General features: G+C 64.8%; 15 protein-coding genes. 7 read left to right on the forward strand and 8 right to left on the reverse strand.

From position 1 onward, the window contains the following. Window positions 1–187 precede the first annotated feature (187 nt). The 6 genes from FIV42_RS01215 (at window position 188) to FIV42_RS01240 (ending at window position 8,495) form a co-directional block, all read left to right on the forward strand. Window positions 188–520 (forward strand): DUF6176 family protein, encoded by a 333-nt coding sequence (locus tag FIV42_RS01215; protein ID WP_141195901.1) that lies wholly within the window; start codon window positions 188–190, stop codon window positions 518–520. A gap of 481 nt (window positions 521–1,001) precedes the next feature. Further along, window positions 1,002–1,493, forward strand: a complete 492-nt coding sequence (locus FIV42_RS01220) for a hypothetical protein (protein ID WP_141195902.1) — start codon at window positions 1,002–1,004, stop codon at window positions 1,491–1,493. A gap of 66 nt (window positions 1,494–1,559) precedes the next feature. Next, window positions 1,560–2,234, forward strand: a complete 675-nt coding sequence (locus FIV42_RS01225) for a hypothetical protein (protein WP_141195903.1) — start codon at window positions 1,560–1,562, stop codon at window positions 2,232–2,234. 287 nt (window positions 2,235–2,521) lie between these two features. Further along, on the forward strand, window positions 2,522–3,685 hold the full coding sequence (locus FIV42_RS01230) for an HlyD family secretion protein (RefSeq protein ID WP_141195904.1): 1,164 nt from the start codon (window positions 2,522–2,524) through the stop codon (window positions 3,683–3,685). After that, on the forward strand, window positions 3,685–6,363 hold the full coding sequence (locus tag FIV42_RS01235) for an ATP-binding cassette domain-containing protein (RefSeq protein WP_141195905.1): 2,679 nt from the start codon (window positions 3,685–3,687) through the stop codon (window positions 6,361–6,363). Before FIV42_RS01230 ends, FIV42_RS01235 begins: the two co-directional genes overlap by 1 nt. Next, a complete protein-coding gene (locus tag FIV42_RS01240; RefSeq protein ID WP_141195906.1) occupies window positions 6,360–8,495 on the forward strand; it encodes an ATP-binding cassette domain-containing protein in 2,136 nt (711 codons plus the stop codon). Before FIV42_RS01235 ends, FIV42_RS01240 begins: the two co-directional genes overlap by 4 nt. Window positions 8,496–9,255: 760 nt before the next feature. Here the strand turns inward: FIV42_RS01240 and FIV42_RS01245 are convergent. Beyond that, complete coding sequence (locus FIV42_RS01245; RefSeq protein ID WP_141195907.1) at window positions 9,256–10,449, reverse strand: GNAT family N-acetyltransferase; 1,194 nt, start codon at window positions 10,447–10,449, stop codon at window positions 9,256–9,258. A gap of 83 nt (window positions 10,450–10,532) precedes the next feature. On the opposite strand from FIV42_RS01245, the gene FIV42_RS01250 reads away from it, so the two are divergent. Next, window positions 10,533–11,417, forward strand: a complete 885-nt coding sequence (locus tag FIV42_RS01250) for an alpha/beta fold hydrolase (protein ID WP_141195908.1) — start codon at window positions 10,533–10,535, stop codon at window positions 11,415–11,417. Window positions 11,418–11,545: 128 nt separating this feature from the next. On the opposite strand, the gene FIV42_RS01255 is transcribed toward FIV42_RS01250, so the two are convergent. The 7 genes from FIV42_RS01255 to FIV42_RS01285 all read right to left on the reverse strand — a co-directional run bounded on the left by FIV42_RS01255 (window position 11,546) and on the right by FIV42_RS01285 (window position 26,832). Next, window positions 11,546–12,208 carry a hypothetical protein gene (locus FIV42_RS01255; RefSeq protein ID WP_141195909.1) on the reverse strand — a complete coding sequence of 221 codons (663 nt, stop codon included), beginning with the start codon at window positions 12,206–12,208 and terminating at the stop codon, window positions 11,546–11,548. A 294-nt stretch (window positions 12,209–12,502) separates the two neighbouring features. Next, a complete protein-coding gene (locus FIV42_RS01260; protein WP_141195910.1) occupies window positions 12,503–13,315 on the reverse strand; it encodes a hypothetical protein in 813 nt (270 codons plus the stop codon). Window positions 13,316–14,043: 728 nt separating this feature from the next. Next, the gene (locus tag FIV42_RS01265) at window positions 14,044–15,753 is read right to left on the reverse strand and encodes a hypothetical protein (RefSeq protein WP_141195911.1); all 1,710 of its coding nucleotides are present in this window, start codon (window positions 15,751–15,753) and stop codon (window positions 14,044–14,046) included. Window positions 15,754–16,366: 613 nt separating this feature from the next. Then, a complete protein-coding gene (locus tag FIV42_RS30625) occupies window positions 16,367–20,101 on the reverse strand; it encodes a thrombospondin type 3 repeat-containing protein (RefSeq protein WP_222615352.1) in 3,735 nt (1,244 codons plus the stop codon). Window positions 20,102–20,606: 505 nt separating this feature from the next. Further along, the gene (locus tag FIV42_RS01275) at window positions 20,607–21,617 is read right to left on the reverse strand and encodes a hypothetical protein (protein ID WP_141195912.1); all 1,011 of its coding nucleotides are present in this window, start codon (window positions 21,615–21,617) and stop codon (window positions 20,607–20,609) included. 278 nt (window positions 21,618–21,895) lie between these two features. After that, on the reverse strand, window positions 21,896–24,892 hold the full coding sequence (locus FIV42_RS01280) for a hypothetical protein (RefSeq protein WP_141195913.1): 2,997 nt from the start codon (window positions 24,890–24,892) through the stop codon (window positions 21,896–21,898). 134 nt (window positions 24,893–25,026) lie between these two features. Next, the gene (locus tag FIV42_RS01285; RefSeq protein WP_141195914.1) at window positions 25,027–26,832 is read right to left on the reverse strand and encodes an integrin; all 1,806 of its coding nucleotides are present in this window, start codon (window positions 26,830–26,832) and stop codon (window positions 25,027–25,029) included. Window positions 26,833–26,976: the final 144 nt, after the last annotated feature.

A 26,976-nucleotide genomic window follows, 5' to 3' on the forward strand; every position in this document is an offset into this window, starting at 1 on the left:
ACGACAAGCACACTGACCTGCTGCTGTATAACCTGCCGCGAACGCGGCGAGGCGAGCGGGTGTGCGTGCTAAGATTGGTCGACTAGGAAGCCAACACGAGCCCCGCCCGACACTTCGGACGGGGCTTTCGGCGTTCATGACAGTCCCTCCGACAGCGCGGGCGGTCTCATCACGAACAGGAGGAGCCATGCTTGAAGTCTCATTCAAACGCGTCAAACCGGGAAAGGTCGACAAGCTTCGCGCTTGGATGCGCGAGTTGATGGAGCGTCAAGACGAGGTCGTCGAGTCTTTCGAGCAAGAAGGTGTACGCCAGGAGATGGCCTGGCTCCTGGAGGATGCAGACGGCCATATCTTTGTCTACGCCATCGAGGCCGAAGACCTCGACAAGGCTCGCCAAGCCTATCGCGAGTCGACGCTGTCCATCGACCTCGAGCACCGTGAGGTGCTCCGCGATACGCTAGGAGAGCGCGTCGAGCCGGACTTACTTTATACGAACCATATTGCCCAATGGAGCGGCTGATTTCTGCCCGCGTAGCTCCGCTCCGGTGCAGCCCCGCGGCCTTGGCCCGGGGGGGATTGAGGCGCAACCACCCAATCGACCCCCGGTGTGGGTTGTCATGAATCATCGATGCGGACTCATCAAGACTGCCCCGGATTGCGAATTTGATGCGACCGAAATCGTAGAAAGTTCAGGAACCCCACGGTTTCCCCCGAGGCAAGCCTCGGGGCTGCACGGGCGCCCCAAACGACGGGGCGAGCTCCGCGGGCAGCAAGCGGCCGCTCCGCCTCGAGCCTTTCTCCACGCACAACCAGCGCGATACTTGTTCGGTGCGTGGGCATCTTGCCCTCGCCTTCGGTGCAGGGGCATCTTGCCCTCGCCTTCGAGAGCTGGAAGCACTCGCTCCGAAAGACGAAAGTCCTCCGTGATTGCACTCAGTTGCCACAACCCCGCCCATCCCGGATACTCGTCGCACTCACGAACCATTGCCCCGAGGCGAACGATGTCCCAAGAACAAAACCAATCCGCGACCATGACCCTCTGGATCTTGTGGGGCTCGATGCTGAGCAGCGTGTTCATATACGTGGTCGTGCTCTTCGTCATCTCCCAGAACAAGGAGGGCTTCACGCCTCCCGATCCCGGCCTGATCCAAACACTGCTCATCGCCTTTGGCGCCGTCTCGGTCGCCGAAGCCGGCGCCATCTTCTATCTGCGCAAGGTCACCTTCTTCAGCAAACTCGAAGACGGCGCGTTCGACACGATCGACGAGCTGCGCGACGCTTACAAGACGGCGAGCATCCTGTCGTGGGGGTTGAGCGAGTCGGTCGCCGTCTTCGGGCTGGTGTTGGGCGTGTTGACGCGCGACCCGATGTACTACCTTTACTTCGCACCGCCGGCCATCGCGCTCTTCCTTCTGCTCACCCCGAAGCTGGGCCGCTACGAAGAGCAATGGAAAGCCAAGCACTCGAAGCCGTCCACGCCGACGACGTGGTGAGGCTCTAGGCGCACCTCGAAGACCATCGAAGCTAGCTCATCCGTCCTCCCTTGTCTGACGAACACCATGGACCACGAACAGACCAAAGAGCCCGTCCACCGCGACGATCGACTCGTCTTTCGCGTGGAGGGCAATCAGAACGTCACCGGCATCGTGATCATTCTTGTGGGCTTCTTTTTCATCGCCTTCGCCGCCCTCTTCTGGGTCGGCGGCGATGCGACCTCCTGGGGGCTGTGGACAGTCGGCGGCTTGGGAGTAGCCCTCGTCGTCGCTGGGGTTTTCTTGTCGGGCCGGTCGGCCGAGCACGATTACGTCGACCTGATCAACCGGCGACTCGAAATCGGATCACAGACGTACCCGCTCGATGATATCGGCCTGGTCGTCCTCACCGATGACCGCGCCAAAGACCGCGCCCCGGGGGCGAGTTCGTATAGCCCACGATGGTACATTCATGTCGTGCCGAAGCCCGTCGACGTCTCCGTGCTCGGCGAGCACCTGTTCCCCCTCGAGCTGCCCGAGAACACCGCCAAGCGCCGCGAACTCGTCCACGAAGAGCTCTCGAACCTATGCGGCCACCAGCCCCTTCGAGTTGCTTATGTCCGCAGCGAAAACGCCGCGCGCCGAGCTGCTGAAGTATTGGCGGCGAGCGCCCACTGTCCGCTACTCGAAACGTCGAGCGCCACCGACGCCTCGGCCCAACTCCACGAACCGACCGAGCCCGCTCGAGTATGGGCTCATTAACCGTCTGACAACGCCGGCAACCCCACCGTAAGATCGAGATCATGAACAGACTCTCTGCCCCCGCCCTGCCCCACAGACGTGAGGGTGTCAGACACCATGTAAACAACGTTGATCCTGCTGCTCGACCCGGGCTCTCTCGGTGCCCTGCGCGCCCTTCATGGTCAATTCGTCTATACCCTGAGCCACACGTACGCTAGCGCATGGCCAGCCCCCACAGCAGGTTGAGCCCTTGACTCCCTTCTTGGTACGCTCCCGCAGATTTCTGGCGAAGACATGGAGTCATAAGTTTGATCTTTTCACGCACCACGCGAGCCATCGAGGCTGACCTTCACGGCGCCTCGAAATATTGGCTGGTCTGCCTGGTACTGATGTGCGGGGCGGTGGGTTGGTGGGGCGTGGGTGCGCGCGTGTCGGTGTGGGAGACGAGCGATGCCGCCCGCGTCGAACTCGTTCACGGCCCCACCGTCGTGCAGGCGCCGGAGGCTGGACGGCTTTCGATGTTCGAGATGCAGGTTGGGAAGCGCGTCGCGCAAGGCGACGCGCTGGCGTCGCTCGAGGTGGAACAGCAACGGTTGCACGGCGAGCGCGTGCGGGCATCCATCGCGGCGGCGCGCGCTCAAATCGAGGCCGTCGATGCCGAAATCGCCGCGCTCGATGAGCTTCTCTCCGGTGGGGCCGAGGCTGCGCAGGCGCGCGCCCGGGTCGTACAGAGCCAACTAAAACGCGCGGAGCTGGCCGTTGAATTTGCCGAGCGTGAAACGGCACGCGTCAGGCAGTTGCAGAAAAGCGGCGTCTCCGCGCCGGTCGAGCTCGATGAGCAAGAGGCGGCGCTCGCCCGGGCGCGAACCGAGCGTGAAGAGCTCGCCCGCGCGCTGCACAGCCGCCGCTGGGATGCCAGCGCCACGCGCGCCGAGTTGCGCGCGCGTCGAGAGCGTGGACGCCGGGAGCGCGCCGAACTGCGGGGAACGCTGGGCGAGCTGGAGGGCAAGATGGCTGAGCTCGACTACGAAATCGAGCGGCACACGATTCGCGCGCCGATCACCGGGCGCCTCGGCGAGGTGCGCGAGTTGCATGTCGGCGCGGTCGTCTCGCGCGCCCAACAGTTGGGGACCATCGTGGGCGACGGCGAACTTCACGCCGTCGCTTTTTTCGAGCCCTCCCAAGTCCTCGGGCGACTCGAGGCAGGCAAGACGGCTCGCGTCGAATTGCATGGATTTCCCTGGCCCGAATTTCCCGTCTTGCGCGCCCGAGTCACGCAAGTGGCGGCCGCAGCCGACAACCGAGACCGCACCCGCGTCGAACTCGCGCTCATCGACCCTCCTTCCTCCCTCCCCCTTCGCCACGGGCAGCCGGCTCGCATCGAAGTACGCGTCCGCGAACAGTCTCCTCTCGACTTGTTGCTGCGTAGCATTGGGATGCACTTGCGGGGCGTCTCCGCGGTAGCACAGTGATGCCCTCTCCGACTCACAAGACTCGCTTCTTTGTACCGGAGGTCATCCAGACCTCCGCGATGGACTGCGGACCTGCCGCGCTCAAGGCGCTGTTGGAGGGCCACGGCATCCTCGTTGACTACGAGAAGCTGCGCAGCGCCTGTCAGACCGATGTCGACGGGACATCCATCGACAGCCTCGAAGAGTTGGCCGTGACGCTCGGGCTGGACGCCGAGCAGGTGATCGTGCCCGTCGACCACGTCTTGCTCGACGGTCACCAGGCGCTTCCTGCAATTGCGGTCGTCACCCTACCGAGTGGGGACACCCACTTCGTCATCGCCTGGAGAAAGCAGCTCGGCAGGGTTCAGATGATGGACCCCGCCTCGGGGCGCCAGTGGGTGCGGCCCGAGGTCTTCGAGCGCCAATTATATGTGCACACGATGGCCGTTGATCCCGCCGCCTGGCGAGATTGGGCGGGGAGCGACGACTTTTTGGACCCGTTGCATTCGCGCATGAGCGCGTTGGGCATTCCGTCCGACACGGCCGCCGCATTGCAGGCGTGGGCGCTAGAGTCGCCGGGTTGGCAGCGGCTGGCTGGCCTCGATGCCGCCGTCCGCTTTGCCGCGAAGCTCGCCGAGAGTTCTCGCCTCAGCGGCCAGGATAATTCGAAATTGGTGGAGGTGATGGCGGGACGCTCTGATGAGGCGGGCGCCTCCCCCGAGGAGTTGATCCCGTCGGCCTATTGGACCGCCCAAGCAGCGCCAGACGACCCGGACCTGATCCTGGTGACCGGAGCGGTGCTGGTGAAGGTCAACGGGGTCAGGACCGCAGAGTCCGAGCCGCTCGACGACGAGGCCTCCACCGCACTCGCCGACGTGCTCGAAACCGGCGAACGCGGCGTCCTCCTGCGCCTCTGGCAGATACTCGGCCGAGGGCGCTGGACTTATTTGGTGGCGGCGATGCTGGCGGTCGTTGCGCTCGCCGCCGGCACGGTCGCCGAGGCGATGGCCTTCCGTGGCATCTTCGCGGCCATGGAGCGCCTCGATGTGATGGAGCAACGTCTCGGATTGGTCGCGGTGATGTCCGCGCTCTTTGTGATTCTCCTTGGACTCGAGCTTAGCCTCACCGGGCTCCTGTTGCGCGTGGGCCGCCGCCTCGAAGTCACCTTGCGCCAAGCCTTCTTCGAGAAGTTGCCGCGCCTCGGCGACCATTATTTTCGCAGCCGGCCGGGGTCCGACCTCGCCGAGCGCGCACATAGCTTGTACGCCATTCGCCACCTCCCGGAAGTCTTGGGACATCTCGGACTGGCCGTTGTGGAGCTGGTCATGACGGTCGCTGCGATCTGTTGGCTCTATCCTGCCGGTTGGCTCCCGGCCGTGCTTGCGGGGTTGGCCGCGATGGTCATCCCGCTGGTGATGCGGCCATGGCTAACCGAGCTCGATTTGCGTCGGCAGGTCCACGAGGGCGCGATGTCCGGCTTTTATCTCGACGCGACCCGCGGGCTTCTGCCCATCCGGGCCCATGGCGCGCGCCGCAACGTCCAGCGCGAGCACGAGAGCCTCGCATCCGAGTGGGGACGCGCGGTGCTCGCCTATGTGCGCGGGCTTGTCGGCTTTGAGTTGGCAAGCAACCTGCTCATCACCGGGCTGATCGTCTGGCTGGTGCTCGACTTCGCCTTACAGCCCGAACAGCCGGTCGGCGTTCTCGTGGTGGCCTATTGGAGCCTGAAGCTACCGATGCTCGCCCGGCAATTGGGCCAAATGGTGCGCACCTATCCTGCGCTGCGCAATACCGCCAGCCGTCTACTCGAACCGCTCGGCGCCCGAGATGTCCACCCGCCGCTGGATGCCCTCAAAGCGTCCGCGAAGTCCGACGCCAATTTCGCATGGGGCCTCGAATTCGACGACGTCTCCGTACGCGCCGCCGGCCGCACCATTCTCGAGGATATCAACGTCGAGATCGGCGCCGGCGAGCATGTCGCGCTCGTGGGTCCGTCGGGAGCGGGCAAATCGAGCTTTCTGGGGCTGATGCTCGGCTGGTACGCCCCCGCGAAGGGCCGCGTACTGGTCGACGGCGAAGAGCTCGACCACGCTCGGCTAGTCCGTCTGCGCCACCAAATCGCCTGGCTCGACCCCGACGCGCACCTGTGGAATCGCTCCCTGTGGGATAATATTCGCTACGGCTGCTCCCCCGATGAGCAGCCGCTCGGCATGGACCAAACCTTGGCGGCGGCTCGGCTCGAGGAGGTCGTCGAGCGGCTCCCGGAGGGGCTGAGCAGTTGGGTCGGCGAGGAAGGCGGGGTGCTCTCGGGCGGCGAGGGGCAACGGGTACGCCTGGCGCGCGCGCTGCAACGCCAACGCCCGCCGCTGGCCCTTTGTGACGAGGCGTTTCGCGGCATCGATGGCCAAACGCGCCGCCAACTCCTCGGCGAGCTTCGCGCCTATTGGGCCGACTCGACGCTGCTCTTCGTCAGCCACGATGTCGAGCACACCCTCGCGTTCGACCGAGTGTTGGTCTTCTTCGACGGCCAGATCATCGAGGATGGTGACCCCGACGCGTTGGCCGCCCAGGAAGGAACCATTTATGCCAAATTGCTCGAGCGCGAACGCCAGGTAAAAGCGCGCCTTCTCGGGGAGGATGAGGAGGGCTGGACGCCGGTCGAATTGACCGACGGCTCCATCCGAGGAGGCTCGGCATGAACGCGCGCCTGCGAGAGGCCATCTGGCCGACCCATCGCGTCGACGAGGCGCTCGACAGTCTGGGTCGTCATTTGGGCTGGGTACCTGACCACGCGCCACGCACACAGACCTTCGCTGCCGCGGAAGAAACCGACCGCAATGCCTGGATCGGCTCGATTGGCGAGCGCCTCGGCTTGGATGTAGAGCCGTGCCAGACCTCGGTGAGCGAGGTCGGCGAGGCGCTGCGCCGTTGCGTGCCTGCGCTGGTCCGGGTTCCCCACGTCGATGGGTACTCCGCTGGCGGCTATTTGGCCGTGGTCGGGACCAGCGTGAGGGGGCTGCGCGCTCTCACCATGCGCGGCTCGGTTGTATCGGTGCCGGTGGACGCAATAGCCGATGCCCTCGTTAGGCCCCAGGTGCGCGACGACATCCCGGTCTTGCAGCGTGCGCTCGAGTTGACCGAGTTGAGTGGAGCCAAGGTCGAACGGCTGGCCCGCGTCATGGCCGAGGAGCAACACGCCTCCGACCTGTTAGAGCTGGGCTGGCTGGTCCGCCCTGCCCTCGGCCAAGCCCCCGCCCGTCACCTGAGAAGACACGGCGTCTGGGGCCACCTCGCCCAACTTCTGGTCGCCCACGGGTTGGGCTACGCCGGGGTGATTGGGGCGTGGTGGATTCTCGGCCAACAGGCCCTCGGCGGATCCATTGACGCGGGATGGATGTGGCTATGGGGCTTGATCGTCCTGGCGTTGGTGCCCCTGCGGGTTATGCAGATCTGGGCGCAGGGCCAACTCGGCGTGGGCGTCGGGTTATACCTGAAACGACGCCTCTTGCTGGGGCTATTGCGCCTCGACCCCGACGAGGTCCGCGAGCGCGGCTCGGGTAGTTGGCTGAGCCGCGTCATCGAGTCCGAGTCGGTCGAGCAGTCGATTTTGGGCGGCGCGATTACCGCCGTGACAGCGGTCATCGAACTCAGCATGGCCTGCTTCGTGCTCGGCGCCGGCGCGGGCGGCTGGCCGCACGCCTCGATTACGATCGTCTGGGGCCTGCTGCTCGCCGCGATTGGCTACGCTTACGCCGGCCGGTTGAAGTCGTGGACGCGCGAGCGGCTCGACTTGACCCGAGAGCTCGTCGAAAGCCTCGCCGGCCAGCGCACGCGCCTCGTCCAGGAGCACCCAAAGCGATGGCACATGCGCGAGGACAACCTGCTGCACGCCTATCTCGGTGCCAGCCAATCGGTGGACGACGGCGACCTGAGCTTGGTCGCCGCCGGCGGCCGGGCCTGGTACGCCGTCGCTCTCCTCGCGCTCATGCCCTGGCTGGCCGACGCCGGCATCGGCGCGCTGGCCGTCAGCGTCGGCGGGATCTTGCTCGCCGGCGCGGCGTTTCGAAAGCTCGTCTCTGCAGGCGTCTCCCTGATCGGCTTCTGGGTGGCGTGGGGCGAGGTTAGGGAGCTCTTCGGCGCGGCGGCGAGGCCTCAAACGCAGGGACTTCTGGAGGCGCGCGTCGCCGCCGGCAGCCAGGCGCGTCGCGCGGACACCCCGCCGACATCCCTCGTGGCGCGAAACCTCTCGTTCTCCTACCCGGGTTCGCGCCGGCCGGTGCTGACGGGCTGCTCGCTCGAACTGGCGGAGGGAAACCGCTGGGTCATGACCGGTGCATCCGGCGGCGGAAAGTCGACGCTGGCCAAGATACTCGCCGGCCTGCGACGCCCGGACGCCGGTCTTTTGTTATGGCGGGGCTTCGATCCTTCGGCCGTAGGCGAGGAATTGTGGCGCCGCTACGTGACTCTGGTCCCGCAATTCCACGACAACCACGTCATGAGCGCGCCCCTCGGATTCAACCTGTTCATGGGTGGAAATTGGCCGCCCACCCACAAGGAGTGGGCGCGAGCCCAACAGATCTGCGCCGACCTGGGCCTCGATGCCGTCATCGCCAAGATGCCCGGCGGCTTCCAACAGATGCTCGGCGAGCGCGGCTGGCAACTCTCCCACGGCGAGCGCAGCCGTCTTTTCGTCGCCCGCGCGCTCATCCAAGCCCCCGACATCTTGATTCTCGACGAGAGCTTCGGCACGCTCGACCCCGCCACGATGCGCCGAGCCTTGGACGCCCTCGACCGCCACGCACGCGCGGTCATCCTGATCGCGCATCCTTGAATTGCCCACAAAAAAGCCCCACCAGCCTGCACAAAGGCGGACTGGCGGGGCCTTCTCTGAATCTATTTCGCCGAATTACTCGAACCTCGCGGAATTCCCCGCGCCTTTGCGTCCGATATAACCCGCTTTGACATTCGTCTTCACTTTCATCGTGAGTCTCCTTTGTAGCAAACAGAATCCACCAACCTGCGCAACGGCAGGATTGCGAGGCTTTCCCTGACGCTACTTGGCCGGCTTAGAGCAACTCGGCTCTGGTGCCCGGCTGCGACGCAGTCGATCGGGTTCCGCGTCCAATTGCACCGGCTTTGACATTGGTTTTAGCTTTCATCGTGAGTCTCCTTTTTTGAATAGAGTCCACCAACCGGCGCAAAGGCTGGCTGGCGGGGCTTTCCCTTGGCACCATTTCGCCGAATTACAGCAACTCGGCTCTGGTGCTCGCCTGCGACGCAGTCGATCGGGTTCCGCTTCCATATGTACCGGCTTTGACATTGGTTTTGGCTTTCATTTCAATTCTCCTCTTACACGTGAATTACGCTACGCCCAGTCAGGCGCAACACCAATACCCTACCAGCACTTCGTTGTAGGGCTTCAACAGAAGCCTATCCGCCCCGCCCCCTCTTCGTTAGAGTCAATTCGTCTATACCCACACGCAGCGAAGCTCGCCCAACAGATCAGCGCCCGGAGATAGGCAAGCGGAGGCGCCGTCGAGCCCAGTTGCTGCGCTCACGACCCTTTGCCCAGCGGGGACCGATGCACCAACCTAGAAATAATCCGACAACGGCATATAACACCCACGCCCCGCCAACCTGCACAACGCCTGCGCCACGTGCGCCCCGCCATGGGCGAGTCCGGTGCGCATCGCCGCCGACGCGGTCACCGACCCGCTGAGCATCTGAGCGAGCGCGCGCACGTCGACTGATAGCTCCGCCGGCGCGTCGACAGCCTCGGCGTGCGTCACTCCGCCGTCGACGCTCACTCGAAATACCCCCGCGTTCCACGCGCAGAAATCGTCACGCACGGCGACGTTGAACGCGAGCCCTTCGTCTGCCTTCAAGCCACTCAGCGCCGAGGCCACGTCGACCACGCGAGCGTGCAACGGATGGGGGTGCGCCACGATGAAATTCGTCCACTCCATCACGAGCGGGTCGTCGGCCGGAAGCTGTAGGCGCACTGTGTCGACTTGGCCGGCGAAGTGGTTCATAAAGCCGAAGATATCGAGGCGTCCGGCAGGCGTGGAGAACGCGTAGTCGAGCACCGTCAGATGCTCCGAGTCGCCATCTCGCTCGAGCTTGATCACGACGTACGCACGCTTCATCGCGAAGACGAACCGCGGGCTATTCTCGAGCCAGGGAGGCCCTTCGAGGATGCGCGTCCAGTCGTCGCGAACGCCCTCGTCGCGTGCCATCGTAAAGTTGTAGTTCGCGGCCCATTTTGCGTAGATGTCGCCAATCTGCTCGAGCGACTCCCCTTCGAGTTCGACGCGCTCGATGGCAGGCGGCGAGTCGAAGCGGGCAAAGCGCTCGACGGGTAGTTCGAAGAAGAAGCCGTTGGAGACCGTCTCCCATCCGAAGCGCCGGTAATAGCGCGTGTCGAAGGGGTACTCGAGACACCAGGCAACGCCGTCGTCGCGAAGCGTCTCGAGCCCATGCGCCAACAGCGCACGCACGTGGCCTCGCCGCCGGCTCGCCGCCGCCGACACCACGCTGGCGAGCCCGCCCACCGTCGTCGCCTCACCGTGCAAATACATCTCGAACGGATACCACGACGCCGAGCTGACGAGCTCCCCGTCATCGAAGCGGCCCCACTTGTACGGCAGCGACGCCTCGTGAACCTTCTGCACCTCGGTGTTCCTCCAACTCACGTTGTCTTGAAACGCGATTTGGCGAATGCGGTAGAGCGCGTCGAGATCGTCTTCGGTCAGCCTTCGGATGGAGCAACTGGAATCGGTCGACATAGATGCCTCTTGAGATGCCACTTGGACACAGAACTCGAGTCGCCTAGGCTAGAGCACACACCCAAGACCGACAACGACTAGTTATGGACAAGCTCACTGCCCCCGCCCTGCCCCACTGGCTCGACACGATGCTCCCCTTCGAGCGCTACTGCGTGCGCGTCGACGACCGCACTATGCATGTCATGGAGTACGGCGAAGGCCGCCCGGTCCTCATGATTCACGGCAACCCCACCTGGGGCTTTTTGTGGCGCAAGGTCGCCGCCAAGCTCGACCCCAAAGAGTATCGCTGCATCATGCCCGACCTGGTCGGCCTGGGCCTCTCCGAAAAACCCCACGACCCTGAGGCCCACACCCTCGAGAACCACGCCCGGTGGATGGGCGAGCTCGTCGACGCCCTCGATCTCGACGACGTCATCCTCGTGGTGCAGGACTGGGGCGGGCCCATCGGCCTGTTGGCGATGGCCGAGCGCGCCGAGCGCCTGGGCGGCATCGTCCTGGGCAACACCGTCGTCTCCGAGCCCAAAGAGGGCTTCAAGCCCACGCTGTTCCACAGGTTCTCGCAGATGCCCATCGTGAGCGACCTGGCCTTCCGCGTGCTCGGCTTCCCGCAGGTCGCCCTCGGCATCGCTCAGGGCGACCGCAAGAGCATCTCGGGCGAGATCGCCAAGGCCTACCGCTGGCCTCTTCGCTCCCTGTCGAACCGCGCCGCCCCGCTGGCGCTCGCCCGCATGGTCCCCGACACCATGGAGCACCCGTCCGTCGCCCCGCTGCAGCGGGTGCGCGAGTTCTTCACCGACACCGACGTGCCCGTCCAAGTTGTGTGGGGAACGAACGACCCGGTCTTGGGCCGCGTGCTCGGCTGGGTCAAAAAGCTTCGCCCCGACGCGCCTGTGTGCGAGACCCGCGCCGGCCACTTCCTCCAAGAGGAAGTCCCCGACGACCTCGCCGACGCGGTGCGGGCCATCTGACCGGCGACGCATCGAACTCATCGCTTCGGGCGCCGGCCCAAACCAAAAAGCCTCTCGTGCGCCCGCAGCATGGAGCCACGGGCGAACAAAAGGCTTTCGTCGGTTCCTGCGAACGTTTCCGAGAGGCTTCAGTCGTAGCGCAGGGTCATGTAGATTTTAGGGTCGTCGAGCTTGTCGACCTTGGCCAGCCAATCGCCTACGGCCTCGGCGCTCAGGTCGACCGAAGCGATGTCGGTGAAGTCGACGTAGGCGATCTCGACGCCGTCGACGCCCTCTTCGAGCCACTCTTGATTCATGTCCTGGACGCTAAAGAACTCGTAGGTCGCCTCGTCCGGGTCGTCGCTCGGAAAAGGCACACCGGCCGCCAACACGGCGCACGAAAGCGGGCCGAACGACGCCAAGTAGACCTCCGGTTCGTCGAACTCGTAGTCCGCCAACAGCGGCACCTTGGCGGCGAGGTCGCTCCAAAAGGCCTCGGGCGCTTCTTCGACCTCGGCCGCCGCATCCTGGACCGCCTCGACGCTCACCTCCGCCGGACACCCCCACGTGCTCGCCATCACCGCGGGCACCCCGAAGATGACCTCGAAGGCATACAACGCCATCTCCGGGTCCTCCGCATGATCGGTCGCCGAGTCGCCCGGCACGATCATCTTGATGTTCGTGCCGTGCTCCTCGTTGAGTTGCTCGACGGCTCCCAGAATCTCCTCGGCCTGCGCACCGGTCAATTCGCCACCGGTGTCCACCGCATACCCCGCCGCGACCACGCCTGTCGTCTCTTCGCAATAGAGCATCTTCGTTCTCCCTCACTCGGGTCATGTTGACTGTGCGAAACACACTACCCCAAAGCAGAGCCTGCGCCAACGGCTTGGACAAATTAACCATTCCCCCACGCCCCCCGCCGTGCTGAATTGCCCCTTCGGGAAAGAGGCTTGGGGGCCGAGGGGCGCGCGGTGCTTGGGCCGCGCGCCCCAAGAGGCAGACGCAGCAAGCCGACGAACCTCAGCACCACAAAAACGCCCCGCGACGCTCGAGCGTCGCGGGGCGTTTTTGATCAACAGAGGACCGTCTCTCTACCTATGCATCGCTCACGCCTCGCTGGGCTCGACGACCACGTCGTCGGCGGCGGGCTGGGCGGGTGTATCGGGCATGTCGGGTGTGTCGGGCTCGACGGGCACCTGCGGCTCGTCGAGGCCCACCGCGCGCCGGGTCGTCGGGCGCACCCGGTCGGCCAGGTCGGCGCGGCCGGCCATGATGAACAGCGAGCTGAGCTGGCCGGCGACCCCGCGGTAGATGCGCTCCCAGCGGGCGACCACCGCGTCGCGCTCGAGCATGACCTGCTCGGTCTCGCGCGTCTCGGTGCCCAGAGCGTCGAGCGCACCGGCGAGGTTGTCGTGCACGGCGACGAACTCCTCGCGCATCTTCGCCGAGTCGAACACCGCGCCGAAACGCCCCGGCTCGTTTGCCGGGTACTCGTCGAGGCGGTGGACGATATTGTTCAGCACGGCGAGCAGTTCGTTAGCCTGCTCGGGGGTGGTCGAGGGGATGCCGTACTTGGTGAGTGCTTCTTCGCCGAGTACCGCTCGGGTGTGGTCGCGTCCGGCCATGATCGCCGCGCGACCCTCCGCGACATACTGGTCGCGCTTGACGCGCGCGGCGGAGTCTTGTGCAGACTCGTTTGCATAGCGCAAATCGAGCTGCTCCATCAGTTCGGTCACATTCATAAGCAGCTTCACGCCGGCCTTGGCCATCGTGGTAAGCTGCGAACCTTCAAAACCTTCCAGTCCGTCGAGGTCACCTCCCAACTCGGCGGTAACCTGCGGGGCGTGGACCCGGCCGGCGTCCGCGACGATGCGCGCATGCTTGACCCGGTTGACGATTTGTACGCTTAGTTCAGACATCACAGTCTCCTTGGATCCGAGATCCATCTTAAGGGTGGTAAAGAACGCTCCTCTTCCACCACGCTCGTCGAATCTCACGCGCCGTAAGACGCGGAACGACCCCTCCGAACAAGTGTGACGTGATGCTCTGACCTTACCCGGTGGCCCAAAGGGACACAAGAGGCTGATTTTCTCCACCGGAGCAGCTCGTTCGACTTCTCGGCAGAATCTCTCTGCGTCCGAGCCTCGACGAAGCCGGCTGGGGGGAATCTCTCTGCGTCCGAGCCTCGATGAAGCCGTCGGCCCAGAATCGCTGGGCGTCCGAGCCGCTCGGAAGCCGTCCGATCCTGCAAAGACAGGTGCAGCCCGGCTCGGCTGGCGAGTAAGTCTGCAGAGAGACGTGTGGTGCAGCTAGGCTCGGGTGTGAGGCTGCAGAGAGACGTGCGGTGCGTCTCGGAAGCAGTGCGAGGATGGAGCGTGACGTGCCGAGCCGCTCGGAAGGCGTGCGAGGAAAATCTCTGGCCTTCCGACGGGCGCTGCTCGCCTGCAAGGCTTACGAATCGAACGCCCTGCAGGGATTACACGTCTGCTATTGAGGTGGAACTACTATTGATGGGCGGACGATCAGATACGTTTGCGCGTGGCGGTCGCCTTGCAGATAAGCCACGTGGCTATTGGCGTATTGCACCGCCTCGCGCAAACGCCGCGCGTCGTCCGCCCTTCAATAATCACTCCTTCAATAGCGGGCGCTACGGACGCACCCGATTCACATAAACAGCGCCCGCCCGGCTGGCCGATTGATCCGTCATATCGCCATTCACACCCACGGCGCCGCCCGACTCTTGAGCGGCCCCCACGAAGAGGTGCTGGCCCGAGCCGCTACACGCCAGGCTGGTACCATAATAATGGCTATTCCCGGCGTTGGGTGCCTTCATGTAGGGGAGCGGCGACCAGGTACCCGAGGCATCGCGCTCGTAGAGGAAGACGGCGCCGGAGCGCAGGCTCGCGGTCGATGTGCTCGGATCGGGGTTCAAGCCGAGACCGGCGCCCGATTCGAGGACGGCAGCGACGGCGAGCAGATCACCATCGGCGTCGAGGGCGACTCTGCTGCCAAATTGGCTGTTTTGCTCCAAGGGATGGCTGGCTTTGATGTAGGCCTCCTCGGTCCACGTACCGCCCGTGCGCGTGAACACGTAGGCCGCCCCGGTCGCGTTGGTCCCCTCTCTCGTCGCCCCTACCACCAAGCGGTCTCCCGACAGGTGGAGCGACGATCCGAAGTTAGCGCCCATGAAGGCGTTCGACGCCTTGATATAGTGCTCGAGGGTCCAGTCGCTGCCGCTGCGTCCGTAGACGAAGACCGCGCCCGACTGTGCGGCCGACGTATCCATCATGTCCCCGCCGATGCCGGTCGCGCCGCTCGACTCGTAGGCCGACGAAATGACCATCGTGTCGCCGTCGAGGTCCACGTTCGACCCAAAATAGCCGTTCTGGGTGGGGTTGGGCGGCTTGATATAGTGGGTCTCGGTCCAATCGCTGCCGTTGCGCTCGAAGACATACGCAGCCCCGATCTCGAGCCCGGTATTGTCGTCGGGGTCGGGGGCGCTCGCCGACGAGTCGCTCTTCTCGGTCATGGCGCCCACCACGAGGGTATCGCCGCTCAAGGCGATCGCGCCGCCAAACAAATCCCCGTCATCGAAGTTGGACGACGTGAGGGTGGCCTGCGCGGTCCAGGTATCACCGCTGCCGGTGTAGACGTGCACGAGCCCGCCCAGGGAATCACCCACGACGAGGGTATCCCCGTCGACGTCGACGCTGACTCCGAAACCATACCCGCCGGTGCCATTTGGCCGACCACCGCCCACGTCGGGCTTCAAGACCGCAGATTGAGCCCATGTCGAGCCATCCCGCTCGAAGACGTAGACCGCGCCGAGCGGAAGCCTCGCCGGCTCCCCGACGAAGAGGGTTTGTTCGTCGTCGGACATCGCCACGGACATTCCGAAGTACGCGCCGGCCTGCTGCGTGTCGGCCTTGAGGTACGCCTCTTGGTAGGTGTCGCAATCGACGCCGAGGGTGGCAAAACACGCGTCGTCGACGCCGCACACGGTATCCGGCCCGGACGCGTCGGCCCCCGCGGGGCTGACCTTGCCGTCGGCACACGCCACACACGCGCCCGCCTCGACACGCTCGTTCTCGGCGCAGAATTCCGGCTGCTGGGTGCCGGTGTCCGCCGTCGCGTCCTCGTCGCCGGCGTCGCTGCCGCCATCAGGGGTCGAGCCGGTATCCTCCTGCGGATTGGACGTGTCGGTCGAGCCGGCGTCACCGGCCGCATCACCTGTGCTCACGTCAGCGCCCGCGTCGAGCGCCGGGTTCTTCTTGGAGTCGTCATCATCGGAACACGCGCCCGCCGCCAGGGCGAGCACACAGAGCAACACACAGCCAGTCATTCGATACTTCTTCATTCGAACTTCCTCTCACGATGCTTCAAAGGGGAAAAAAATACGCCGCTCGCCCGCGTCAGGGATGACGCAAAGCGAGCGGCGCAGAAGAGCAGAAGTCGAATGGGGGGGGTATGGCTAAATTGTCTATGGGAAGGAGGGCGAATCGAAACGCACGCCCTGCAGGGATCACACGCCTGCTATTGAGGTGGAACTACCATTGATGGGCGGACGATCAGATACGTTTGCGCGTAGCGGTCGTCTCGCAGATAAGTCACGTGGCTATTGGCGGATTGCACCGCCTCGCGCAAACGCCGCGCATCGTCCGCCCTTCAATAATAGCTCCTTCAATAGCGGGCGCTGCTCGCCTGCAGGGCGTGCGAATCGAACGCCCTGCAGGGATCACACGCCTGCTATTGAGGTGGAACTACCATTGATGGGCGGACGATTAGTGACGTTTGCGCGTGGCGGTCGTCTTGCAGATAAGCCACGTGGCTATTGGCGTATTGCACCGCCTCGCGCAAACGCCGCGCATCGTCCGCCCTTCAATAATAGCTCCTTCAATAGCGGGCGCTGCTGCTCTGCAGGGCGTGCGCCTCGAAAACGCACGCCCTGCAGGGATCACACGCCTTCAACCTCAAGGCGTCAGCTTCCCGGACGTATACATCCACTCATCGATCGGCCAGACGGACATGTCGCAGGGATCGGTGGCTCCCATACCTTGCACCACGCTCGACGGCGCGGCGTTGAGGCACCCGCCGAGCACCGCCGGCCAGTCCATGGGCTGGCGACGCCGATCGTCGGGCTTGTTGACGTTAGCGCCCAAGAAGTCCAGGGAGGACTCGAGCTTGTTCCTGTCGAGGCCGGGCACCTCGTGCTGCGGCCTGTGACAGGTCAGGCAGAACTCGTTGCCGGTGTCGTCGGGGCGCTGCGCGTTGTGCGACAGCGCGGGCAGGTCGAGCTTGTCGTCGCGCAGACACTGCGGGGCGGACAGATCGCGGTGCACCTTGTCGACGCACACGAGCCCCGAGGGCTGCGGCGGCAAATCGGTGGGCCGGTCGTGGGAGCCGAAGGCGAGCTGCTCGCAGCGCTCGACGCCGTTGTCGTCGACGAGCGTGCCCAACGCCAGGTTGCAGATGAACTCGCCGAGTTGGGTGTCGTGCACGCCGTGTGAGAAGTCATCGGAGTCGCTCAAGGCGTAGATGCGGAATTCGTCGATCCAGCCGCGGAAGGATTCGCGCGGGGCGGGCCAGCCGGGGGAGTCGAAGTTGGGGCCGGGGTCGCCGACGGCGAACCACGACCAGCCGCCGAGCCCGTCGTAGTCCATTCGGAAGCCGCTATCGGGCGCAGTCCCGCCGGTCCAGTCCCACGCCATGGACGCGCCGACGGGCTCACCGTCGACGTAGACCTGCATCTTGCGCTCTTGCGTGGCGGCGTCGTCGTAGACCTTGACCGCGAAGTTGAAGTAGCTCTCGCGGGTCAGCCCCTGCGCTGTCAGGGAGACCCGCCTAATGCGCGACCCTTGCGGGGCGGCGGCGTTGTAGGCGACGGCCTCGGCCAGCGACACACCCACCCACGAGTCGTTGGGCCAGAAGAAGACCGTGCGCACGGCGTGCGGGTCGGGATCTCGCCAATCGAGCCAGATGGAGTAGAGCCAGTCGCGGTGGCCGGTGTTCTGGTAGCCCATGTCGATGAAGTCGTTGCGCCCGTCGAGGTATAGGCCCTTGCCGCGCACGCCGCCCAGGGCGACCGGCTCGACGCGCGCCCCGCCGCGCAGGCGCAGCTCGGAGGGCGGCTCGTTGGCAAAGGGCGCCCTCGCCGGGTAGGCGGTGGAGGCATTTTGCAGGCGCGGGGTTTGGCGGAACTTGAAGTCGGGCCCATCTCCGACGGGCAGCCCATAGCGCATCGAGTTGAATTCCTTGTTTTCCGCAGGCACGAAGCCGTCGAGCGGAAAGTAATTGGTACCGTACTTGATATGCGGAGCGTTCATGTGGGCGACCACGAACGCGTTGTCGAACAGGTACTCGTCGAAGACCACCTCGGCCATATGCTCGGTGCGGCTGGAGAATCGCCAGACCACGTCGAAGGGAAGCAGCGGCGAGTAGGCTTCGAAGTAGTTGAGCACGTGCTCCAGAGAGTTGATCTCGGAGGTCGTCGACGGTCGGATCACCAGCGGGTCGCCTTGATACAGCGCCATGGCGAATTTATAGAGCGGGAAACCAATCTGGTTGTTCCACGGCGCTTCGCCGCCCGTAAAGTCGGTCGGGTTGAGCAGGTTGTCCATCACCACGATCTTGCCCTGGGTCCACGCACCTAGCGCGACCACTCCGTTGCCGGCCGCCGAGGGGTGTTGGTCCGGGTAGAAGGCAAACGCCGACGATTGCCCGGGGTATTGCCCCTGGGCGTACCAGGCCTCACGAAAGTCGTTGGTTTGAGCGAAGACGATATTTTTGCCCTCGCGATCAATCCAAGGGTAGCCCCCGATGATGGTGTCTCCGGGCGCGATGACCTCGCCACGCGAGTCGAGGAAGGCGCGGGTGCCGTCATCGAGCACGCGCGCTCCGTGCGCCAATCCGTAGTCCCCGGCGCGCGGATCTTCGGCCAAGCAGCTCAACGGCTTGAACAGCGTGAAGGCGTCGGCCTGACAGGCGTCGGAAGCTGGCGCGATGGCATATTGCAGCCCCTTCTGTTGTCCCATATTGACCACCAGCAATCGCCCGTCCGAGGTCGTCACCGGCTCGAAGAAGCTCGCGTGGAGGCTCTCGTCGCCATTCCAGGTGATGTTCTCCTTGCCCGGAGCGATGCATCCGGGCGCCGTGCACGTGGCCTGGCAATCATCGGTGATGGTCACAACGTCCGAATGCGCCTGCCCGCTGTGGAAGTCGGTGGGCTCGTCCCTCATCCACTCCTCGAGCCTCACACCTGCGGGCGTTCTCGGGAAGACGTGGGACCTCGCGTTCGGGGTCTGAGGATCTTGGACGAACACCGTGATGTTGCTCGTTCGGATCTCCCATTTGGAGCCCACTATCCCGGTGGTGGGAAGCGCGGTGGTATGCACGTTGCCCATGATGGTCAGATCGTAGCAGTTGCCCTCATGAACTACCCCTGCGATGCGAGCCTCACAAGGCCGTGGGTTGCGCTGCATCGTCAGATCCGTGCCGGGGACCTTGCCTCCACCGGAGACATCGCACAGCGCCAGTGACCAGACGGGCACCGCGTGGCCGTTGGGATACAACTCGAGGTTGGTGTCGTTGGGATTGAACAACACATGCGATTGATAGGCCGTCTCGTCGAGCACGGGTTGCCCGCCGGGTCCGATTTGGCTGTCGTCGTGCATCGCCTCCGGGCGCATCGTCAGAAGCGGGAGCCAACCCCACCCCGGCCGAAAGTACAACCGGCCGTCGTTGGTCGATCGCGCGTAGGGGACGACCTGGGTGCGCCCGGCAGCGTCCACCCCGTCTGCGGTGAGTGCCGGCGTGGTGACGTCGTCGATGGGCAGACTAAGCGCATCGAGGTACGGGTCCGATTGGGTGAGCGAAGCGTCCAGGCCGGCAATGGCCGTCGAGATGCCGCGCGTGATGCTCGGCCTCGGCGGGGCGAAGCGATTGACGCAGTCATCGATCGCGCTGTAGTCGCTCGGCGAGCACTCGGGCACGGCGATGCGCATGGCGTCCTCGCTGAGCCTGCCGGGGCAGGCGTCGCCGCGCTCGTCGCCGTCGCTGTCTTCTTGTTGGGGGTTGGCGATCTCGGGACAGTTGTCGCAGGGGTCGCCCAGGCCGTCGCCGTCGGTGTCGAGTTGGGCCGGGTCGTAGACCTGCGGGCAGATGTCGAAGATGTCGGCGGTCCCGTCACCGTCCATATCCTCGATCTGGCCGTCGCCGTCGGCATCCGGGTCGCACGCGTCCCCGATGGTGTCATAGTCCAGGTCGTATTGAATCGGGTTTGGCGCATGGGGGCAGTTGTCGCAGGCGTCGCCATGCCCGTCCGTGTCGGTGTCGGTCTGGGAGGGATTAGGCGTGAGCCAACAATTGTCATTGGTGTTCAGCCACCCGTCGTTGTCGACGTCCGGGTCCTTTCGCCCCCCGTCGTAATAGCCACTCGACCGGCAGGTGCTCCGCAGGTAAGGGCCCTCGCAGCAATACCCCGACGTACCAGGATACGGCTCGCTCATGTCACAGTGCAGCGAACAGTCCACGGCCAAGCAGGGTTCTGGCTCCTCGTCATCGGGGGGCGGCTCGGACTCGAGCGCGCCATGGAGCTTGGAGGATGGCGAGTCTCCATCGGTCGCCTCGCCGCAGCCGAAGAGGCCGGCCGCCACGAGGCCCAACAGGAGGCAAGTTTGGAGTGTGAGTCGATATACCGAGTGGTGCATGATTCTCCCGTCGCGCTGAATGAGCAAGTCGCGCCCCCTTGATGAGCCGCGCCCGTATCGTCGACATATGTCGACACATTTATGATCCGTGAGACACTGATTAGCGCGCGGGTGGGAGAAGCGGAATGGTCAGATTGTCTAAGGGTTCCGATGTGAAGGCGCTGCAGGGATCACACGCCTTCTATTGAGGTGGAACTACTATTGATGGGCGGACGGTCAGAGGCGTTTGCGCGTGGCGGTCGTCTTGCTGATAAGCCACGTGGCTATGGGCGCATCGCACCGCCTCGCGCAAACGCTGCGCATCGTCCGCCCTTCAATAATAAATCCTTCAATAGCAGGCGCTGCTCGCCTGCAAGGCGTACGAATCGAACGCCCTGCAGGGGGCAGACGCCTGCTATTGAGGTGGAACTACTATTGATGGGCGGACGGTCAGAGGCGTTTGCGCGTGGCGGTCGTCTTGCCGATAAGCCACGTGGCTATTGGCGCATCGCACCGCCTTAGACGCTCAGTTCGTCCACTGCCAATCGCAGCCGAAGGCCTTGCACTCCTGGCTGAAGTTGCCTTCCTGACCGGGATACTCGCCGGTCAGGTCTTCGCAACGGAGCGGCGTGCGTCCCTGGCAGTACTCCTGCCCATTGTTGTTGCCCAGTGAGCAGCCTTCGCGCGACTCGCATTCATCGACGGGTATGCTCAAGCAGTTGAGCTCCATTGCTGGTCCCGGCCCGCAGAACTCAACTCCGGACCCGACCGCGTTTTGAGGCCCGCACAGACTTCCAAGCGAGCTGTTGGCCCAGTACGCACAGCAACTGGGGTCGGTGCTCTCGCAACCGGTCTGGGACTGAACGTCAAACTGGCCGCAGTCGAGCATGTAGTCTTGCGAGGGAGCCGAGCACTCGCCTTCGGTGGGCCCGTTGTAGGCGCAGCCATACAACGTGCAGGCGACGCGCGCGTCGGGCGAAGTGAACCACTCGCATTGAATCGGCGGGTTCGTCGCCGGCTGAGCGCAGGTAAAGCTGTCGCCCTGACCCGAGGCCTCGCAGCCCCTGTCGGTGCAGACAGTCTCGTCTTTGATCGACGCGCAGTCAGTGTACTCGGGCGTGCCCTGACACTCTTGCGTGGCGTTGTCGTACGAGCAGCCGGGCGTGTTGTTGCACACCTGCGGGACGCTGGTCCCCATATTCTCGATGCCTCGGCAGCTCGAGTTGCCCGTGCAATACGACGGGGTCGTGCCGGTGTCTTCCTCCACGTCCTGGCCTACATCGGCGGTGCCGGTGTCCTCGCCGCCGGTATCCTGGGCTTCGCCCGTATCCCGAGCTTCGCCGGTGTCGTCGGTCCCGCCGGTATCCTGGGCTTCGCCGGTGTCTTCGCCCACGCTCGTGTCGTTGGCGGTGGAGGTGTCCGACGTCGCGTCGGCCAGCGTGTTGTTTTGGGTGGTGTCTTTGTTGTCGTCGTCATCGCTGCAGGCGCCCAGCACGAATGCCAGGGCGACCAAAAACATCAGGGTGTAGCGTTTCATCGTCACTCCTTGTCGAATTGGTTGATTGAGATTTCCATTCGCTGGTGTTGGAATCCCTTGCTTTTTGGCAGGGCCCCTCCGTCGGCCTTCGCTTCGCTACGGCCGACACCTCCCCTCGCGCTGCAAAGCGCGCGGGGGAGGGGGATTGCATCTCTGGATCACATGTCTTTCCTGCAGTCCCCTTCCCCAGCGCGCCTTCCAGCGCATGGGGAAGTGCCGAGCGCCTTCTGCGAGGCGAAGGGGCCCTCTGAGCCGGCAAGGGACTGCACTTCTCGACCTCACAGCAACTCGATATGCTGCTGCTGATGGATATGCGCCGCCTTGCGCGTCCCCTTGCCGTTGCCGCTGACCGACGCATTCGCACCCGAAGGCCACACGATCGTCGGCCCGCCGGAGACGGGCATCACCGTGGGCAAGAAGCCGCCCATGCCGTCGCCGAACACGACCGTCGAGCCGCTGGAGCCCTTAGAAGTGACCACGAGGTCTTCGAGGCCGTCGCCGTTGAAGTCGCCGCTGTCCAAGATCAGTACCTCGTCGCCAGCGATTTCGGCCGGGAACGCGGCCTGCACCACACTGACGCCGAAGCCCGATGTGCTTCCGCTCTCGTCAGACGACGAGCGCGAGTGGGTTCCCATGGCGTAATGGTCGTATTTGATGCCGTTGAACGTGGTGAAATGGGGGCCGTCCTGGCGGGACGAGTCGCCGAGCACGTTCGTCTCCGGGACGCTCCCGCCCGCGACGAAGATCGGGTTTTCGTGCGAGACCGGCTCCGCGTCGATGAGCACGTCCAGCGGCGGGTCGCCGTCGCCGGTGCGCACTTGCAAGCCGCCGTCGGTGTGGACGAGGACCAGCGGCTGAGCGGCCTGCTCGGCGGTCAAATCAGCGAGGGCGTTGGCGCTGTCGCTATCACCTTGGTCGGAGAAGTCCGGGACCACGGTTCGAGCCGGAGGCAGGATCACAGTCTGGGAGGCGGTCGGAGAGATGTCGAACTCGGGACCTTCCGTCGCAAAGCTCACCGGCTCGGCGCCGATGGCCGCGGCGAGTTGGCTCGCGGTGACCGTGAACGTGCCGGCGCCCTGTTTGTTTCCGGAGCCGGAGTCGCCCTCGGCGCCGAAGTCGATGATCACCGTGGCGATGGTCAGCGTCATGTCTTGGGCTTCATCGTCGTCACCCTTGTCCTCGCCCTCGGCCGAGGTGAGCACCACGCCGGTGTTGGGGTCGCCGGTGTCGAGGTTCAGCAGGCCGGGCTCGGAGATGGCACCTCGAGCGCTGACCTTCCACACCGCGTGGGTCGCCGAGTCGTGGTCGATGCCGGCGAGGATCATCGCGGCGTCGTCCTGAGCCGTGGCGCCCGGCGCGTCGACGATGATGGGCGGTTGGGTTAGGTCGAAGACGAGGGGCACCCCGTCGATGAGGATGTCGCCGTATTTGTCGACCGCCCAGGTCGCGCCGGTCTCGCCGGGGACGAGGTTCACGCCCCAGCCATTGCGGGTGGGACGACTCATCGGGAGAGCGCAGGCAGTGGCGTCGGAGCACTCACCGGTGAGCGCTTCGAGCTTTTGAATCTGCAAGGTTCCGTCGGAGAAGACGCTGGTGAGCACTCTATCACCCATGCCGGCGCCCACTGCCTGGGAGGTATCTTCGGCGACGAGCGGTCGCACCCGCGTGACCGGCGCGGCGGCGTCAGCTTCGACCGTAATCCCTATCCACTCGACCTCGCACGGGTCGCCCGACGTGTCGATGCTTCTCTTCTCGCGGCGGTATTTGGTCCGATTCGGCCCCGACCCCTTGCGGCGTCCGAGGTGCACGTAGCGTCCCTCGCTACTATGCAAGGTGGAGCCGGCTCCGGGTACTAGCTCGACGCCGTCGGGCATGGCCAGTTGGGTGACTGCGCCGGTCAGGTTGCCTTCACTGTCGACGGCGAGCAGATGCAGCGCGTCGCCGTCTGCCTCGGAGTTCGTCTGGACGACCACCCGGCCGGAGACCTGGGCGGCGTGCTCCAACGTAAAGGGCCACTGCACGCTGGTCAGGGTGGCGGTCAAGGTCTCCGCCGTCCCGGAGAGCGGAATCAACGAAAAATTGCCCCGCTGGTCGACGGTCCATGCTCTGCCGCGGTTGGCGTCGAGGTCACCCACTGGGCCATCGTTGACGAGCAACCCGGCGAGGCCGGCTTTGACGTCGGTGGCGGGCGTGCCGCCGAGCACGTCGAGTTCGGTTTCCAGCGAGACTCGCTCGGCGCCGGCGGCGTCGGCGAGGCGGACGACGGCGATGGTGTTGCGATTGGTCTTCGCCAGGGCGCGGGCCGACATTCTGATTTGACCGCCCACTTCGGCCGTGCCGACCTGCACGCCGAGCATCTCGGTCAGCCACGGGCCTTCGTACGTGCTGCTGTCGAGCGTGACGGTCTCCGAGACCACGATGGTTTCGGTGTAGACGGTCTGGCCACCCAAGAAAATGCCCTCATCGTCGTCGTAAGCCCACCACATCGCGCCGAAGCCGGTGCCGAGTCTCGCGATTTCGATGCCGCTCATCGCCACAGCGTCAGGGCTGACGTTGAAGGTCTGGTCGACCGACACTGACCCATCGGGTGATACCGTGAACATCTCGACCGCGGTGCCATCCTCGCTCGCCATCACACCGGCGACGAAACGCCCGTTGGCCGATTGCTTGACCGCGTAGCCCATGCCGCGCGCGGTGTATCCGGCGGGGAGCGCGACTGTATCGCGCGCTTCCTGCATGTCGGTGAGTTGCGAGACCGGCAGGTGCCAGTGGATACGCGCCTCGAGCTGCTGGCCGGTGTTGTCCTCGAGGATCAGGTCCTCCGGGCCGACCTGCTCGTCGTAGGTACCGTCGGGCTTGGTCAGCCCGCTCAGGGTCAGCTCACACAACTCCCCTTCCCCGTCGGTCGTGCAATTGAGGCCGTCGACGGCGAGCTCCGGCGTGCCGGCGTGGGTGCGCCCACGGCGCATGGCGACGCGGTCGCCGAATTGGTCGACGGCGGGTGTGTCGTCGCAGCGCAGCTGCATGGTGAGCGAGCTGGGATCGACGTCGGTCGGGAAGGTGCGCGGCGAGACGGAGTCGACGACGCAATTGGCGGCGACTTCGCCGCCGGTGTCCCGGTCGCCTGTGTCCGTGCCGGCGTCTCGATCGCCGACGTCCTGTTCGCCGGCGTCGACCAGTTGGCCAGCGTCGGTCTTGGGGTCTTCATCGTTTTCGAATGGGCAGCCTGTGGTGAGCAGGCCGATGGCGAGGATGGTGGTGAGTTTGGTTTTCATGGGTGTGTTTCTCTTGTGTGTTTCTAAGTTGAAATCCCTTGCTTTCTGGCAGGGCCCCTCCGTCGGCTCAGCTACGCTTCGCCGACGGAGGGGACCCCGCAAAAAGCAAGGGACTCCGAATCGAACAAGCCCTATCAACGCGCAATCCGCTGCATATACACCGCCCCCGCCTTACCGGCGCTGGTGTCGGTCATATCGCCGTTGATTCCGCCCGAGCCGCCACTCTCGTGGTGTGCGCCCACGACCAAACGGTCCGCGTCGGCGCTGATCGCCAACGACTGACCAAAGCGCTGCAGCCCGTAGGAGTTGGGCGCTTTGATATACAGGTCGTGCGTCCAGGTGCCGGCGTTGCGGGTGAACGTGTAAGCCGCGCCCGAGTCGGTGTGGCTCTGCTGGAAGTTGGTCATATTGCCATTGAGCCCGGCGGCGTCGCTCCCCTCGAGCACCGCGCCCACGGCGAGGGTATCGCCGCTGGCGCTCAGGTCGATCGACTGGCCGAAGACGGGGTTGTAGGAGGACACGTTGTTGGGCGCCTTGATGTAGACCTGCTGGCTCCAACTCGTGCCGGCGCGGGTGAAGACGTAGACCGCGCCGGTGCGCAAATCGTCCAGGTTCTGATCCGCGCCAACACCGCTGTCACCGCTCTTCTCGCCAGGGGCGCTCACCGCAAGGGTGTCGCCGGCCAAGGCGAGCTTGTAGCCGAACGAATCGTTGCGTCCGGCGTTCGACGCCTTGATATAGGCCTGCTGCGCCCAGCTCTGCCCGTCGCGGGTGTAGACGAAGACCGAGCCGGCGTCCTCGAGGTTGTTGTTGGAGGCGTCAGCGTCGACCCCGGTCGAGTCGCTGTCGTCCTGGCGCACACCGACGGCGATGGTGTCGCCGTCGATGGCCACGGAGGCGCCGTACCAGTCCTCGTGGCCCGCGTTCGCGGCCTTCAAATAGGTGCTCTGGGCCCACGCGCCCTGCGCGTCGCGCTCGAAGACGTAGGCCGCCCCGGAGTCGGGAGCTTCGTCGTTGGTCCCGTCGCCATCAATGGTGCGTGTCTTGCTGTCCTCTTTGAACGCGCCCACCACGATCGTGTCGCCGTCGATGTCCACGGCGTTGCCGAACTCGTCTTCGGTGCCGGCGTTGGAGGCCTGCAACATGGTGGTTTGGATCCAGTCGCCCTGGGCGTCGCGGTCGAAGACGTACGCCGCCCCGGTGGAGCTGGCCACGCCGGTCGCGCCCACTACGATCGTGGCGCCCGAGATGGCCACCGAGGTGCCGAACTTGTGTCCTTCGTCGTAATTGTCGGCGACGAGCGCCGCCTGCTGCGTCCACGTGGTGCCGTCGCGCTCGAAGACGTAGGCCATGCCCGAGCGGAAATTCGGGATCTCCGTGGCGGGCTCGTCCCAGAACGCCCCGACGACCAGCGTCTTGCCGTCGGCGCTCAGGTCGACGGCGTTGCCGAAGAAGTCTTGGGCGTAGGGGGAGTCGGCCTTGATATAGGCTTCTTGATAAGCCTCACAATCGACGCCCAGCACGGCGTAGCAATCATCGTCGGTGAAGCACTCGGTGTCGGGGCCAGTCGGGTCGTCGCCCGCTGCGTTGACCGTGCCGCTGTCGCACGCCACGCAGGCGCCGGCTTCCACGCGCTCGTTTTCGGCGCACAGGGCCGGACCGGTGTCTTCTGGACCGGTGTCTTCGCCGCCCGTATCGACTGCCCCGGTGTCCTCGGTGCCCGCGTCGTCGGCTGCGGCATCTTCGCTGCCCGTATCTTCGGCCCCCGTATCGTTCGAACCGGTATCTTCGGCGCCGGCGTCCGAGCCGCCGGTGTCGGCGAGCGTGTTGTTGGTTTGCTTCTTGTCGTCGTCGTCACCTCCACAGCCGACGACCGGGGCGGCCGCCAGGGTCAACGCAGCGACGAGGGTGATCGGACGGATTGCACTCCTAAACTTCATTTCATTCTCCGAATGTAAACGAGTCCCACAACATGATTCGTATTGAAAATGATGTGACCACATCGGGGGCACGCATCGGAATAGTCATTTCGTCTACCGAGACAAAACAATGGAATTGCCAACACTTACACACCTCGCAAAAAG

Source organism: Persicimonas caeni (genome assembly GCF_006517175.1).
Taxonomy (GTDB): Bacteria; Myxococcota_A; Bradymonadia; order Bradymonadales; family Bradymonadaceae; genus Persicimonas; species Persicimonas caeni.